Source organism: Bradyrhizobium genosp. SA-3 (assembly GCF_004212635.1).
In the GTDB taxonomy this organism is placed as follows: Bacteria; Pseudomonadota; Alphaproteobacteria; order Rhizobiales; family Xanthobacteraceae; genus Bradyrhizobium.
This window is the reverse complement of the sequence record NZ_PSRT01000022.1, coordinates 25,521-41,295: the sequence shown is the minus strand read 5'-3', so window position 1 is coordinate 41,295 and position 15,775 is coordinate 25,521. Positions and strand designations below refer to the sequence as shown.

12 protein-coding genes and 1 pseudogene are annotated in these 15,775 nt (G+C 63.6%); 6 read left to right on the top strand and 7 right to left on the bottom strand.

The window, feature by feature from the left end; translation table 11 throughout:
• Positions 1-43 precede the first annotated feature (43 nt).
• The 6 genes from CWO91_RS09915 (at position 44) to CWO91_RS09890 (ending at position 7,347) form a co-directional block, all read left to right on the top strand.
• On the top strand, positions 44-1,462 hold the full coding sequence (locus CWO91_RS09915) for a M20 family metallopeptidase (protein ID WP_130213304.1): 1,419 nt from the start codon (positions 44-46) through the stop codon (positions 1,460-1,462).
• A 262-nt stretch (positions 1,463-1,724) separates the two neighbouring features.
• Positions 1,725-3,515, top strand: a complete 1,791-nt coding sequence (locus tag CWO91_RS09910; RefSeq protein ID WP_130213303.1) for a peptide ABC transporter substrate-binding protein — start codon at positions 1,725-1,727, stop codon at positions 3,513-3,515.
• A 29-nt stretch (positions 3,516-3,544) separates the two neighbouring features.
• Positions 3,545-4,504, top strand: a complete 960-nt coding sequence (locus CWO91_RS09905; RefSeq protein ID WP_130213302.1) for an ABC transporter permease — start codon at positions 3,545-3,547, stop codon at positions 4,502-4,504.
• Positions 4,470-5,387, top strand: coding sequence for an ABC transporter permease (locus tag CWO91_RS09900; protein WP_130213301.1), 918 nt, complete (start codon positions 4,470-4,472; stop codon positions 5,385-5,387). Before CWO91_RS09905 ends, CWO91_RS09900 begins: the two co-directional genes overlap by 35 nt.
• Entirely contained in the window at positions 5,387-6,382 is a 996-nt protein-coding gene (locus CWO91_RS09895) for an ABC transporter ATP-binding protein (RefSeq protein WP_130213300.1), read from the top strand. The genes CWO91_RS09900 and CWO91_RS09895 overlap by 1 nt, the downstream gene beginning before the upstream one ends.
• Entirely contained in the window at positions 6,379-7,347 is a 969-nt protein-coding gene (locus CWO91_RS09890; protein WP_130213299.1) for an ABC transporter ATP-binding protein, read from the top strand. Before CWO91_RS09895 ends, CWO91_RS09890 begins: the two co-directional genes overlap by 4 nt.
• A gap of 19 nt (positions 7,348-7,366) precedes the next feature.
• On the opposite strand, the gene CWO91_RS09885 is transcribed toward CWO91_RS09890, so the two are convergent.
• From CWO91_RS09885 to CWO91_RS09855, 7 genes and pseudogenes are all read right to left on the bottom strand, one after another.
• A complete protein-coding gene (locus CWO91_RS09885) occupies positions 7,367-8,014 on the bottom strand; it encodes an HAD family hydrolase (RefSeq protein ID WP_130213298.1) in 648 nt (215 codons plus the stop codon).
• A gap of 110 nt (positions 8,015-8,124) precedes the next feature.
• Positions 8,125-10,028: pseudogene (locus CWO91_RS09880) on the bottom strand (sensor domain-containing diguanylate cyclase).
• Between the two features lie 165 nt (positions 10,029-10,193).
• On the bottom strand, positions 10,194-10,415 hold the full coding sequence (locus tag CWO91_RS09875) for a dodecin (RefSeq protein ID WP_130213297.1): 222 nt from the start codon (positions 10,413-10,415) through the stop codon (positions 10,194-10,196).
• 110 nt (positions 10,416-10,525) lie between these two features.
• The gene (locus CWO91_RS09870; protein WP_130213296.1) at positions 10,526-11,782 is read right to left on the bottom strand and encodes a glycosyltransferase family 87 protein; all 1,257 of its coding nucleotides are present in this window, start codon (positions 11,780-11,782) and stop codon (positions 10,526-10,528) included.
• Positions 11,783-12,046: 264 nt separating this feature from the next.
• Entirely contained in the window at positions 12,047-12,604 is a 558-nt protein-coding gene (locus tag CWO91_RS09865) for an HNH endonuclease (protein ID WP_018646514.1), read from the bottom strand.
• A 215-nt stretch (positions 12,605-12,819) separates the two neighbouring features.
• Positions 12,820-13,797: a peptidyl-alpha-hydroxyglycine alpha-amidating lyase family protein gene (locus tag CWO91_RS09860; protein WP_130213295.1), complete on the bottom strand. Its 978-nt coding sequence runs from the start codon at positions 13,795-13,797 to the stop codon at positions 12,820-12,822.
• A 169-nt stretch (positions 13,798-13,966) separates the two neighbouring features.
• Complete coding sequence (locus tag CWO91_RS09855) at positions 13,967-15,742, bottom strand: flavin-containing monooxygenase (RefSeq protein WP_130213294.1); 1,776 nt, start codon at positions 15,740-15,742, stop codon at positions 13,967-13,969.
• Positions 15,743-15,775 lie beyond the last annotated feature (33 nt).

Genomic DNA, 15,775 nt, shown 5'->3' with positions numbered 1-15,775 from the left:
TAACCATTGCCGCTTCGTTTGACCAGGAATCACGGATCGAAGCATGGATAACCGCAGCGACATCTGGCGTGGCGTCGACACGATCAAGGCGCGTTTCATCGACCTCAGCGACAAGGTCTGGGGCACGCCCGAGGTGTGCTACACCGAGGCGCGGTCAGCCGCCGAGCATCTCTCCGAGCTGCGCCATCAGGGTTTCCGCATCACCGAGAATGTCGCCGGCATCCCGACTGCGCTGATGGGCGAGTGGGGCGAGGGCGGTCCGGTCATCGCCTTCATGGGTGAATATGACGCGCTGCCGGGATTGAGCCAGGAGGCGGGTGTTGCCGAGCACCGTCCGATCGAGACCGGTGGCCATGGCCATGGCTGCGGTCACAATCTGCTCGGTTCCGCCGCGCTGCTCGCCGCGACCGCGGTGAAGGACTGGCTCGCCGAGAACAAGGTGCCGGGCCGCGTGCGCTATTACGGCTGCCCCGCAGAGGAAGGTGGCGCGGCAAAGGCCTTCATGGTGCGCTCCGGTGCGTTCGAAGATGCCGATATCGCCATCACCTGGCATCCGCACAGCTTCTGGGAAGTGGCGGTGACGCCGTCGCTTGCCAACACGCGCGCGGATTTCATCTTCACCGGCCGCACCTCGCATGCGGCGGCCTCGCCGCATCTCGGCCGTTCTGCGCTCGACGCGGTGGAATTGATGAACGTCGGCGTGAACTACATGCGCGAGCACATGCCGAGCGACGCGCGCGTGCACTATGCCTTGCTCGACACCGGCGGCATCGCGCCCAACGTGGTGCAGGCCCATGCGCGCGTGCGCTATTCGATCCGCGCCCGCGATCTTCCCGGCATGAACGAACTGGTCGAGCGCGTGTCCAAGATCGCGCAGGGCGCGGCGCTGATGACCGAGACCAAGGTGGAAATGAAGATCATCTCCGCAGTCTCCAACATCCTGCCGAACGCGCCGCTGGAACAGGCGCTGCACCGGGTGATGGAAGAGCTCGGACCGCCGCATTTCGACGACGCGGACAAGAGCTTTGCCGGCCAGATCCGTGCGACGCTGAGCGACAAGGACATCTCGTCGGTCTACTACGCGATCGGCATGGAGCCGACCGATCGGCCGCTGGCCGACTTCCTGGTGCCGCTGGATGCCAAGCGCAACCCGCTGGTCGGCTCGACCGATGTGGGCGACGTGAGCTGGGTGGTCCCGACCGTGCAGGTTCATGCACCGACGGTTGCAATCGGCACGCCCTTCCACACCTGGCAGGTGGTAGCACAGGGCAAGAGTCCGCATGCGCACAAGGCCATGGTGCAGGCGGCCAAGGCGATGGCCGGGCTCGGCATCAAGGCGCTGACGGAACCAGAGCTGATCAAGTCTGCCAAGGCGGATCTTCAGAAGCGGACGGCCAAGACGCCTTACATTTGTCCGTTGCCGGACCGCGTCGCGCCGCCGCTCGATATGTCCGTGGCGTAGAATTTCGCCTCGATACTTCGTCTGATCCGGCGAACAAATTTTCCGCAGTGCAGCGCGCAATCCAGCAGGTTTTGATGCTGGATTGCCGCACGGATGGGCTGCGGAACGCAATTTTGCCCAAGGGACAGCCAGAAGACCGTTTGCATACACACGGTCCTAGTTGACGTGCACCCCATTCGGTGTGCCATCTACTGCCAGCCAAATGGGCGGCCGCGCATGGCGGCCCGCCTTCATCACTATCGGAACCAGACGGGGGACAACCATGCTGGATAAAGAACTGCGTTCGATGATCGGTCAGGTGAAGGACGGGCGGATGGATCGCCGCGTCTTCATCAAGCGCATGGCCGCTGTCGGCCTCACCGCTCCGCTGGCCAATCAGCTTCTCGCGCTCGGCGGCGTTGCGATGGCGCAGAGCCCCGCGGTCTATAAGCCAACCAAGCGCGGGGGCGGCGGCCCTCTCAAGCTGTTGTGGTGGCAGGGGCCGACGCTGCTCAATCCACATTTCGCCACCGGCACCAAGGACCAGGACGGATCGCGCCTGTTCTACGAGCCGCTCGCAAGCTGGGACGCCGACGGCAATCTCAACCCGATTCTCGCCGCAGAAATTCCCTCGGTTGCAAACGGCGGTCTCGCCGCAGATGCCAAATCGGTGGTCTGGAAAATCAAGCCGGGAGTTAAATGGCACGATGGCAAGCCGCTCACCGCCGACGACTTCGTATTCACCTGGCAATATGCCAGCGATCCCGCCACTGCCGCCGTTTCGATCAGCACCTATGGCGAGATCACGGTCGAGAAGGTGAGCGATCTCTCCATTCGCATCCTGTTCAAGACTCCGACACCCTTCTGGGCAAATGCCTTCGTCGGCGCCTATGGCTGCGTCATCCCCAAGCATCTGTTCGCGGACTACAAGGGTTCGAAGTCCCGCGAGGCGCCGAACAATCTGGCTCCGGTGGGCACCGGTCCCTATAAATTCGTGGAATTCAAGCCGGGCGACGTGGTCCGCGGCCAGCTCAATCCCGACTACCATATGCCCAACCGTCCGCATTTCGACACGATCGAGATGAAGGGCGGCGGCGATGCCGTCTCCGCGGCGCGGGCGGTGATCCAGACCGGCGAATTCGATTTCGCCTGGAATATGCAGGTCGAAGACGACGTGCTGCTGCGTCTGGAGAAGGGCGGCAAGGGCAAGACGGTCTACGCCACCGGTGGCGACATCGAGTTCATTGCGATCAACTTCACCGATCCGAACACCGAGGTCGATGGCGAACGGTCTTCGATGAAGACCAAGCACCCGATCCTCTCGGATCCGAACGTGCGGAAGGCACTCGCTCTGCTCGTCGATCGCGAGTCCGTCAAAAAGGCGATTTACGGTCGCGCCGGCCGTACCACCGCCAACTACCTCAACGGCCCCGAAAAATTCGTCTCGAAGAACACGTCGTGGGAGTTCAACATCGAGAAGGCGGCGAAGATGCTCGATGACGCCGGGTGGAAAGTCGGAGCGGACGGAATCCGCGAGAAGGACGGAAAGAAGTTCAAACTCCTGTACCAGACCTCGACCAACGGACCGCGCCAGAAGACCCAGGCGATCGTCAAGCAGGCCTGCCAGAAGGCCGGCATCGATGTGGAGCTGAAATCGGTCGTCGCCTCGGTGTTCTTCTCATCGGACGTTGCCAACCCCGACACCTACCCCAAGTTCTATGCCGACATCGAGGAGTTCCAGATCCCGATGACGCAGCCAGATCCGGCTCTGCACATGCGCCGCTACATCTCCGCCAATGTGGCCACCAAGGAGAACAAGTGGCAGGGGCAGAATTTCCCGCGCTACGTCAACAAGGACTATGATGCCGCCATTGCGGCGGCTGAGACCGAGACCGATCCGGTCAAGCGCGCCGCGCTCTACATCAAGTGCAACGATCTACTTTGGCAGGACACCGTGTTCATTCCGGTGATGCATCGCCTGAAGGTGGAAGCCGCGGCCAACACGCTGCGGCCAGCGCTGAGCGGCTGGGCGAACGAGACGGACAACATCCAGGATTGGTACCGGGAGGCGTGAGGGACGGCCGCTAAGAGGATCCATCCCTGATGAGTCAGTATGTCCTGCGTCGCTTGCTGATCGCGATTCCGAGCCTGCTCGGCATCTCGGCAGTGCTGTTCTTTGTGCTGGCGCTGGCTCCCGGCGACCCGTTCTCCGAACTAGCGACCAATCCGAACGTGCCACCCGAAGTGCAAGCCGCACTTCGGGCCAAATTTGGCCTGGATGATCCGATCTATCTTCGTTACCTGCACTGGCTCTCGGCCATGACGCACGGCGACTGGGGTTTTTCGTTCGTCAGCCGGATGAACGTCGATACGCTCATCCTCCAACGCCTTCCGACGACACTCTACGTGATCGGCTCGGCGCAGATCCTGGCGCTGCTGGTCGCAATTCCCGTCGGCGTCTATGCGGCGACCAAGCCTTATTCGATATTCGACCAGGTCGCCAACACGCTCGCCTTCGTCGGCTTCTCGCTGCCGACCTTCTTCACCGGCATCCTGTTCATCCTGATCTTCTCGGTCACGCTGGACTGGCTGCCGTTCGTCTACACCACCGACATCAATGCCACCGGCATCCGCTGGGTGCTGGAGATGATCCGGCAGGCGATCATGCCGGTGGCGGTGCTCGGCCTGTTCCAGGCGGCGTCGATGACGCGCTTCGTGCGCTCGGCAATGCTCGACGTCATCAGGCTCGACTACGTCACCACGGCGCGGGCCAAGGGGCTCGGCCAGGCCACGGTCATCGTCAAGCACGTGATGCGCAACGCCATGATCCCGGTCGTGACGCTCATTGCGTTGCAGATGCCCGCGGTGTTCGGCGGCGCCATCGTCACCGAGCAGATCTTCCGCATTCCCGGCATCGGCTCGCTGCTGATCTCCTCCATCCTTTCCAACGACACGCCGGTGGTGATGGCCGTCACCTTCGTCTTCGCGTGCCTCGTGGTGCTGTTCAACCTCATCGCGGACGTCCTTTATGGCTGGCTTGACCCTCGCATCTCCCTCCGCTGAGCGGGGCGTCTACTCGCCCTGGCGCGAGACGTGGCGGCGTTACAGCCGCCACCGGCTCGCCGTGATCAGCGCCTTCCTGCTCCTGATCCTGGTGCTGGCGGTGGTGGTCGGCCCGTTCATCTGGCGCATCAAGATCAATGAGATCGACATCGTCGCCGGCCTGCAGGGGCCTTCGCTGGCGCATCCCTTCGGCACTGACGATCTCGGTCAGGACATCCTCGCCCGCATGATCTATGGCGGCCGGATCTCGCTCGCGGTCGGGCTCGCCGCGATGCTGGTCTCGGTCTTCATCGGCATGCTGATCGGCGCGCTCGCCGGCATGTCGCGCGGCGCGCTCGGCCACGGCCTGATGTGGCTCACCGACCTCTTCCTGTCGCTGCCGCAACTGCCGCTGCTGCTGCTGCTCATCTATCTCTTCCGCGACGGGCTGAAGCAGTTGTTCGGACCAGAGGGCGGCATCTTCATCCTGATCGTGCTCGTGATCGGGGGCCTTCGCTGGATGCCGGTGGCGCGCCTGGTGCGTGCGCAGTTCCTGTCGATCCGCGAGAAGGAGTTCGTCGAAGCCGCGCGCGCGCTCGGCGCCAGCCCGGTGCGGCAGGTGGTGCGCCATATCCTGCCCAATGCGGTCGGCCCGGTGATCATCGCCGGCACCATCGACGTCGCCGCCGCGATCATCGCGGAATCGACGCTGTCCTTCCTCGGCCTCGGCTTCCCGCCTGATACCCCGACCTGGGGCCGGCTGCTGTTCGACGCCAAGGACTTTCTCGACATCGGCCCGCATTGGGCGCTGTTCCCGGGCGGCGCGATCTTCATCGCGGTCGTCGCCATCAACTTCATCGGTGACGGCCTGCGTGACGCGCTCGATGCGCGACGGGTGATCTGATGGCGCCGCTGCTCGAAATCAAGGGCCTGAAAACCCACTTCTCCACCGACGACGGCGTCCTCCAGGCCGTCGACGGCGTCGACATCTCCATCAACAGGGGCGAGACGCTCTGCGTCGTCGGCGAGTCCGGCTGCGGCAAGACCGTGACGGCGATGTCGATCCTGAAGCTGATCGCGATGCCGCCGGGCCGGATCGCGGCGGGCCAGATCATCTTCGAGGGGCGCGATCTCGTCCCGCTGACGAGCAATCAGCTCGATGAGATCCGCGCCAAGGAGATCGGCTTCATCTTCCAGGAGCCGATGACCTCGCTCAATCCGGTGCTTACCATCGGCGAGCAGATCGCCGAGAGCCTGCGGCGGCACGAAGCGGTCACCAAGAAGCAGGCGCTCGAGCGCACCATCGAGATGCTGAAGCTGGTGCAGATCCCGAACGCCGAAGGCCGGGTGCACAACTATCCGCACCAGTTCTCCGGCGGCATGCGCCAGCGCGTGATGATTGCGATGGCGCTCGCCTGCAAGCCGAAGCTGATCATCGCCGACGAGCCGACAACCGCGCTCGACGTCACCATCCAGGCCCAGATCCTCGACCTGCTCCAGGACATGAAGGACCGCTTCGGCATGGCGGTGATGCTGATCACCCATGCGATGGGCGTCGTCGCCGAGACCGCGCAGCGTGTCGTCGTGATGTATGCCGGCAAGGTGGTGGAGGAGGCGCTCGTCGATGACCTCTTCGGCGATCCCCGCCATCCCTATACGCAAGGTTTGATCCGCTCGATCCCGCGCATCGACCTCGACAGCGAGCACAAGACGCGGCTGGAGGCGATCGGCGGCTCGGTGCCGATCCTGATCAATCCGCCGGTCGGCTGCCGCTTTGCCCCGCGCTGCAAGTTTGCCATGAAGGTCTGCACGGAGAAGGAGCCGCTGCTGCGCGAGATCGCGCCCGGCCATCGCATGGCCTGTCATCTGGGAGATACAAATCTGGGAGGCGCGGCATGAGCGAGCCCTTGCTCCGCGTCAGCGGCCTGAAGAAACACTTCCCTGTGCTCGGCGGCCTGTTGTCGCGCCAGGTCGGCACCGTCTATGCGGTCGACGGCGTGTCGTTCTCGGTCAATCGCGGCGAGACGCTTGGTCTCGTCGGCGAGTCCGGCTGCGGCAAGTCGACGACGGGACGCTGCGTGCTGCGCCTGATCGAGCCGACCGACGGCGAGGTCACCTTCGACGGCCAGGACGTGCGCAAGCTCGGCGGTAACGATCTGCGCGCGATGCGGCGGAACATGCAGCTGGTGTTCCAGGATCCGTTCGCCTCGCTCAATCCGCGCATGACGGTCGGCGCGATTCTCGGCGAGGCCTTCACCATCCACAATCTCGCGTCGTCCGCGAAAGAGCGCGAGGAGCGCGTCGCGGGTCTCCTGGTCAAGGTCGGGCTCAAGGCCGAGCACATGCGGCGCTATCCGCATGAATTCTCCGGCGGCCAGCGCCAGCGCATCGTGATCGCGCGCGCGCTCGCGGTCGAGCCGAAGCTGATCGTCTGTGACGAGCCGGTCTCCGCGCTCGACGTGTCGATCCAGGCGCAGGTGATTAACCTGTTGGAAGATCTCCAGGCCGAGTTGAACCTCACCTATCTGTTCGTCGCGCACGATCTCTCTGTGGTCGAGCACATCTCCGACCGCGTCGCGGTGATGTATCTCGGCCGCATCGTCGAGCTGGCGAAGGCGAGCGACCTCTACCGCAATCCGCAGCATCCCTACACCAGGGCGCTCCTATCCGCGGTGCCGGTGCCCGATCCCAAGCTCAAGCGCGAACGCATCCGCCTCAAGGGCGACGTGCCGAGCCCGATGAAGCCGCCATCCGGCTGCCACTTCCACACCCGCTGTCCGATCGCTCAGCCGCGCTGCGCGGAAAGCGCGCCGGAGCTGAGAGAAGGGGCGGGCGGGCATTTTGTCTCGTGCCATCTGGCTTGATGCCGGCGGAAGGCCGCGATCATTCGTGAAGCAGGCCGAGCTCCGAAAGGGCCTGCCTGAAGCTCTCCACTGACGTGTGGTGATGCGCCAAGAGACCCGCCTCGCGTGCGCCGGCGACATTGGCCATGAGATCGTCGACGAACAGGGCGGCCTCCGGCCTCACGTTGAGCTCCGACAGACAGAGGCGGTAGCAGCGCGGGTCCGGCTTCGCGGCCTTGAACTGGGCCGAGGTGTAGATTCGGGAGCCGAACAGCGGGCGCAATTCCGGCAACAGCGTGTCGATATGGTCAGCGACCAGCGCGCTGTTGTTGGTCAGGACGGCAATGTCGACGGTCTTACGCAAGCTGCCGGCAATCTCCAGCATCGTGCGTTTGGCCTGCATTGAACGGCGCCGCGCCTCGACCCATTCGTCGAGCGAGAGCGGATAGCCGATGCGCTCGCCGAAGCCCCGCAAATAGTCGGCGGCGTCGAGAACCCCGCAATCGCCGAGCAGCTCGAATCCGCTGTCCCAGATCGCCTTGTGGATGAACTCGCTGGTCGATCCCGCAAGCTCCGCCAGACACGCGACACGTTTTCCCCTGTCGTAGTCGCACAGGACATTGTCCATGTCGAACAGGACGAGCTTGATCCCATTGGTCACAGCAGCACTCTCGGAGTGGCCGAACATCGGCCGTGATCCGAGTCATATCTTGCCCGAACCCGGGCGACAAACGCGGAGCAAAAACCAGCCGATGCGAGGCCCGACGTCGGCGAGTTTCGAGGGCGAAATCTCCGACGTCACGCGCTCTTCGCGGTCCAGGGGACCACCTGTCCCGACATCACCAGCCTGTCACGGCCGCTGTCCTTGGCGGCGTAGAGCGCGCGGTCGGCGGCAGCGACCAGCGTGCTGCAGTCCATCGTGGTCTGGGACGGAAGAGCAGCCGCGCCGCCGACGCTCGCAGTCACCAGCCGGGAAGGCGGATTCTGCGCGTGCAGCATGGCGAGATCGAGCAGCGCCTGGCGGATTCCTTCGCCGACCTCGGCGCAACCATCCGGGCCGGTGTTCGGCAACAGCACCGCGAATTCCTCGCCGCCGTAACGCGCCGCGAGGTCGGCCGGACGCCTCGCGTAGGTGGACAGAATCCGGCCGAGCGCGCGCAGGCAGGCGTCGCCCGCCAGATGTCCGTAATGGTCGTTGAACTTCTTGAAATGATCGACATCGATCAGCAGCAACGAGAGCTGCGTGCCGTCGCGCCGCGCACGCGCCCATTCGTCGGCAAGGCGTTCGTCGAATGCGCGCCGGTTGGCGAGACCGGTGAGACCGTCGGTCGTTGCCAGCGAGGCGAGCTTGTCCTGAAGGTCTTTCTGCTCGGTCATGTCGCGCACCACCGCGACGACGCCGTCGATCGCGCCGCTGTCCGACGCCAGCGTCACGTGCAGCGCCGCCTCGGCCCAGATCTCGCCCTTATCGCGATGATGCTGGCGATAGACGAACCGCGCCTCCTCGGCCTCGCCGTTCCTCAGCGCGGTGATGGCCTGCCGGACCCGTTCAATGTCGTCCGCGTGAATGCCGGCGAGCGCCGAAGTGCCCAGCAATTCCTCCGCGGACCAGCCGGTGATCGCGCGCATGAGGGAGAGACGTAGAGCACCCGGTTGTCCAGTCCGATACGGGTCACCATGTCGCTGGATTGCTCGGCCAGCAGGCGGAAATTTGCTTCCTTGGCGACCAAGGCCTGGGCCATGCGCTGCCGCTGCACCAGCTGACGGACCAGGTAGGAGCCGATCAATGCGATCAGCACAACGAGGCCAAGGACAAAGGTCATGCGTGTGGTCGCTGCGCGCCGCCAGGAGACCAGCACGTCGTCTTGCGACTTGCTTGCCAGCACCATCAGGGGATAGCGGCTACTGCGCTGGTAGTAGCTCAGCCGCTCCACGCCATCGATCGGCGACCTGAAATAGTAGACCGCCGCGGCGGGGCGGCTTTTCCAGCTTCTGAACAAGGGCGCATTGGACAGGTCGCGTCCGACGAAGGCGCCGCTCTCGTCGCGACTGCGCGCCAGCATGATGCCGCTATTGTTGAGCAGCGATACCGAGCCGTTCGGCCCGAAGTCGAAGCGCTCGTAGAATTTGACGAAATAGCTGACGTCGATCGTGAGCAGGACAACGCCGGCGAAGCCGCCGTCGGAATCGTTGATCCGGCGCGACGCGGTGATAATCCATTGGCCGCCGGCTTTGCTCTTGACGGGCGGTCCGATCAGCGTGTCCGTCGCCGGCGAGTCGCGATGGTGACGGAAATAGTCGCGGTCGCTGTTGTTGAGCTTGGAGAAGTCGAGGTGTTCAGTCGTGGCAAGCCACCCGCCGGTCGCGTCGCAGATGAAGATGCCGCGGATGCGGTCCGATGATTTGCGTGTCGGCAGATAGGCCTGGAGTTTCGCAATCGCATCCGGACCCGTCCCGTCGATTTCGAGCCGATGGACCAGCCCGACCAGGATCGTATCGGCGAGTTCGAACGTATCGTCCGCGTGCTGGATCAGCGAATGCGCCAGATTGGTGACGTCGATCTCGGCGGTCCTGAGATCGGCATTACGCGCTTCCCATTCGCGCCAGGCGCTCAAGCCGAGGACCTCAATGCAAATCAGCACGATGAACCCCGCCGCCCAGAGCGGAAGGCGCGACTTGCCGAGTTCGCGGCTCGTCACCATCAGGCTTGCTCCATTTCGGCGCAAACCTCTCACTTTGGCCTTAACGGCCTATTGCAACTTCTGCGATGATTTTGTGCGTCCGTATTCAACCGGAGGGAGTTGACGATATCTTGATTGACACTCCTCGGCAGTTGTTAACCACTTCGTCGCAGCGTGACAGCTGCGTCATTCCTCCAGCGTGAAGCCGACGCGCAGCGTCACCTGATAGTGACGAACAGTGCCGTTCTCGATGTGACCCCGTGTCTGCACCACCTCGAACCATTTCATCTCGCGAATGGTCTTGGCGGCGCGGCCGATCGCGTTCTTGATCGCATCCTCGATCGACGTCTCGGATGATCCGACCAGTTCCAGGATCTTGTAGACGTGATCATGTTCGGCTGTGGGCATGATGAGCCTCCTCGGTTGCGCCGCGGCACGCGGCGCAGCGTGCGCTCTCATCTGAACGAGCGCCGGCCGGTCCGGTTCCGTCCCGCGCGATGGCGTCACGCTCGGGTAGGCTATTCCGCGGCCTGCGTCACGATGGGGGCAGACTGCAGTCCACGCCACAGCAGCCGCAGCAACAGGGCCAGCAGCGCCATCATCGCGAAGCCTCCGATCGAAGGCGTAAACTTGTCATCCAGATCCGCTTCATTGCCGAACTGCGCCGCGAGCCTTGCCGATTGCAGCATTCCATAGGCGCCGGCAAGCAGGATCAGCCCGTAGACGAAACTGCGCTCGCGCACGTTTGCCACTTGTGCCAGGTCGGGGAGCATCAACGCGAGGCCAATCCCGATGATCGGCAGGTCATAGTCATAGGCGTACGGGCTGATCATCACCGAGACCATGGCGACGACACCGAGCGCAAACGAGGGCGACATTCTGCGCGCCGCTCCAAGCCAGAGGGCAAGCACGATCGCAGACAAGGCGAGGCTCGCCGCAGCTGCCTGTGCCCAGAAGGCAATGGTCGGGGGTACGCCGGCCCGACTGAGCGCAGCGTAGGTTGAGACCATGCGGAACAGCGGATAAACGCCGCGGTCGAGGAAGATCGCAGATTCCCTGATTGCGCCTAGCCATGCGGCCCAAATCTGCCATCCGAACGCCAGCGTGCAGACGAGCGAGCTTGCGAGCACGACTGCTGCGGCGGTTGCAAGCGCCGTCCAGCGGCGCGTCGCAAGCATGTAGAGGCCCGCGGCGATAGCCAGGTGTGGCTTGATCACCATTCCTCCGAGCGCAAGACCAGCGATGATCTGGCGCCGCTCCACGTTGAGGCAAACGATGCCGATCAGCGCGCCGGTGAGAAAGCCATTCTGGCCGCAGCCGACCGTGATCGCCAGCGCGGGAAACAGCACGACCAAGACGTGCGCGAAATTGTTGCCGGCGATGGCCCGAATCGTCAGGAGATAGGCAGTGAGCGTCGCGGTGATAAAAAGCAGATAGGCGATGCCGGCCGGCAGGAGCGCAAAGGGAGCCACCAGCAGGTCGAATTGCGGCGGATAAGTCCAGGGCATGAAGCTAGTCGAACCGTTGAACGCCTGCTGAAGCTGGACCAGCGTCTCGAACCGGTAGACGAGATCGAGCTGACCGTGCCAGATCTGCCGCGCAACGATGTAGAAGGCGTCGAAATCGGACAGTTCGCGGACTTGCCAGGCGCTCCAGCGGCCGAACCTGAACGTCTTGAACAGCACCATCACCGCGAGCGTCGCGAGCACGAAGCGGACATAAATCGTTCGCTTCGACGGTGAGGATTGAACCGCTTCCAGCGTTTCGGCAAACATTGGTGACGACCTCGAACCTGACAGATCGCGGCCTGGCACGCGGTTCCGCGGATCCCATCCAAACTGCCACCAGAGGTTTAAGGGACGGTAACGACTGCTGCAGAATTTACGCCAGGCCCCGGAAGGCAGCTGGCAGCCCATGTATGGAGCAGGCGGGAGATAGGGATGTTCGGTGGTCGTCGCGGCGCGTGGAACACGGATAACGCCGCGGGTAAATTAGTTCGTGCTCGATAGGACCAGCGCCTTCAAGCACCCGAAATGCCTCTACGGATCCAGCTCGGTATCCCAGTAAAGATAGTCCAGCCAGCTGTCGTGCAGATAGTTCGGCGGAAACAGGCGGCCGTTGCGGTGGAGCTGGTGCACGGTCGGCGCGAACGCGCTCTGGCGCGGAAACATTTTTGCTTGCGCCGGCGTGAGATTGCCTTTGCGCAGATTACAGGGCGAGCATGCCGCGACCACGTTCTCCCAGGTGGTCTGGCCGCCTTTGCTGCGCGGGATAATGTGATCGAAGGTGAGGTCTTCGGGCGAGCCGCAATATTGGCAATTGAAGCGGTCGCGGAGGAAGACGTTGAAACGGGTGAAGGCGGGATGGGTGGTCGGCTTGACGAAGGATTTGAGCGAAACCACGCTCGGCAGTTGCATCTCTAACGTCGGACTTCGAACCGCCTGGTCGTAATGCGCGACGATGTTGACGCGGTCGAGGAACACAGCCTTGATCGCGTCCTGCCACGACCACAGAGACAGTGGGTAGTAACTCAGCGGCCGGAAGTCCGCATTCAGCACCAACACCGGCCAACTGCCTTGCGAGACATGTGCGTTCAAGTAACGCTCCCGGCCTCCAATGTACGCTGCGAAGCAGCATGTACTGACATACTACATGCAGCGTGACGGGATTGTGAAGCCCGTTGAGCGACTTATTCAGTCGCGAGCAATGCGGCGGCGGGGTGGCAAAAGCGCCCAAAAAGCCGCGATTCCGGGGAGAGCCATGCGGCGGGCCCGGAACCGCCTTCACCGGTGCGTCGTGGCCGCCGTGGCAGCTACTCCCGCACCCGCTCCAGCTTCTGCAGGCACCGCGTCGCGCGCACCGCGGCCGGCATCTCCTCGTCCGGGAAGCTGGTCTTCCAGTCGGTGACGCCGACCTCGCCGACATAGATGTCGCCCTTCGAATCCAGCGCGATGCCGTGGGGCGCCAGGAATTTGCCGCTGGCGACGCCCGGACCTTCCTCGCCGCCGAGCCGGGCAATACGCTTGCCCTTGGCGTCCACGATCGACAGCCGCGGACCGAGATTGGGCACCTTGCGATTGACGGCCATGCCGGGGCCGAGCTCGCCGATCACGAAGGTCGGGCTCTTAGCCCCGCCGCAGCAGCACAGCGCGCAGGGCCGGTGCAGATTGTTCCACTGCGTCTCGTACTTGCCCTCGCCGTTGAACACCTGCACGCGGTGGTTCTCGCGGTCGGCGACATAGACCCAGCCGTCGGCGTCGGTGGCAATATTGTGTACGATGTTGAACTGTCCGGGATCGGTGCCGGGCTCGCCCCAGCTCTTAAGCAGCTTGCCGTCAGGCGTGAACTTGTGCACCCGCGCATTGCCATAGCCGTCGGAGACGTAGATCTCGCCCTTCGGCGACAGCGCGGTGTGGGTGCAGCGATGGAAGGGATCGCCGCTCATGAATGGCGCCGGCTTTTCGGGGATGCCGATCGTCAGCAGCACCTTGCCATCAGTGGTGCATTTGCGCACCGTGTGGTCGCCGTCATCGGTGCAATAGAGATTGTCGTCCGCGTCGATATGCATGCCATGGGCGCGCGAGAACTGGCCTTCGCCCCAGCTGCGCAAAAAGTTGCCCTCACGGTCCAGCACCACCATCGGATGGGCGCCGCGGTTGAAGACGTAGATCTGGTCCTTGCTGTCGGCCGCGACGGAGGCGACGTCGGTGAGCTGCCAGCCGTCCGGCAGTTTTGCGAAATTTTCGACGACGCGGTAGCGGTGTTCGCCGGTGCCGAGAATGGCTGGCATTGGTCAGTCTCCTTTTTCGTAGCGGCGATGCGCGATCGTCTCCACACCGTCATTGCGAGCCAACGGGTCCGCGCGAAGCGCTGCCCGATGACAGGCTCCGCGAAGCAATCCAGACCGTCTCTGCGGAAAGATTCTGGATTGCTTCGCTGCGCTCGCAACGACGAGAGGCTTAAGCTGTGCTCACCTCACGTCCCAAAATCCCTTCCTCGATCGCCTTGATCTGGAGCGCGAGATATTTCGAGTTGATCCGGCACTGAGCGAGGCTGCCGGCGATGAACCAGAGACCCGGCTGTTTCGTGCGTGTGTACATGTTGCGCAGCTCGAAGCCGTCGCCAAAGCCCCAGACCGGACCGACGCGGTCGGCGATGGCGTCGCCAAACAATTTCCGCACCAGGTATTCCTGCGGCTTGTAGCCGGTGGAGAGTACGATGAGATCGGCCGGAATGATCGAGCCGTCCTTCATCCGCGCGCCCTCGGTAACGAAGCGCTCGACGTCGGAAAACTGCTTCAGCTTGATCGCGCCATCGATGATCAGGTTGGAGCAGCCGACGTTGAAATAATAGCCGCCGCCGCGGGTGAGATATTTGAACTGCCAGCCGGTGCCGGCCTCGCCGAAGTCCAGCTTGAAGCCGACGCGCCGCAGCCCGTCGAGCAGCTCCTTGTCGAGCTCCTTCGACTGCTCCGTCAGCGTCACATGGGTCTTCCTTGCGAGCGGTGTCGGCATCGAGGCCGCGATCAGATCGTTGTCCTCGAGCGTGCCCTCATTGTAAGTCGCGTAGGCCAGTTGTGCCGAGGGCTCGATATTGGTGACGAGCGTCGGCGAGCGCTGCATCAGCGCCACCTCCGCGCCGCTCGAGTAAAGATCCTGCGCGATGTCGTGGCCGCTATTGCCGGTGCCGATCACGATGGCGCGCTTTCCCGTCCAGTTCTCGCCGTCCTCATAGCGGCTGGAATGCACTAGCGTGCCCTTGAAATCGGCGATGCTCGGAATATCAGGCACGTTGGCGATGCCGCTGACGCCGGTCGCCATCACGACATGGCGCGGATGCATGGTCCGCTCGCTGCCGTCGGCGCGCCGCAGTGTCACGGTCCAGTGCCCCTTCGCCTCGTCATAGACGCCGGCCTCGAATTCGGTGCCGGTCCAGAAGTTGAGCTCCATGGCCTCGACGTAAGACTCGAACCAGTTGGCGAGCTTGTCCTTGGGGATATAGGTCGGCCAGCTCGGCGGAAACGGCATGTAGGGCAGATGATTGACCTGCACTTGGTTGTGCAGGGTTAGCGCATGGTAGCGCTTGCGCCAATTGTCGCCGATCCTCATCTCGCGATCGACGATCAACGTATCGATATTCATCTGCTTCAACCGCGCTGCAATGGCGAGCCCGGCCTGGCCGCCGCCGACCACCAGCACGGCGGGGTCGCGATCGGCGTAGTCACGCGCGGCGTTGCGCTGGTCGAGCCAGTTCGGCCCGCGAAAATCGCGCGAATAGGCCCGACCACGCGGCCGCGACGTGCCGAGCTGCTCCTCGAACCCCTTGAGCTCGTCGAGCGCGGTGAGCAGCGTCCACGCCTTCAAGCGGTCGCCATCGGCAGTATCGGGAACGAGCCGCACGATACCGCTGCCGCGTCCGATCGCGGTCTCGAAATTGAAGATCGCCTCGATAGTGTTGGTGCCGGCGCGCGTGACCCAACGTGGCGGCGCGCGGTTTGGCGCGATCTTGAAGCTGGTCGGCGCCGCCTTCGGCGCGAGGATGGTCAGCTCCTGTGCGATCGCATCGCGGCCTGCGATCGTCTGCAGGTTCCAGCTCAGCGCCAGCACATCGCGCCAAAAGCTGTCGGCGAGGAAAAGGCGACCCAGCGTGGGGGGATCAGGCTGACCCAATGTGCGCTCGAATTCATCGAGCCAAGCCTGCGCGGAGACGGAAATATCCTTCGTCCTGTCCAGCATGCGCGACCTCGTGGCCGTCTTCGCGGCGCTCCC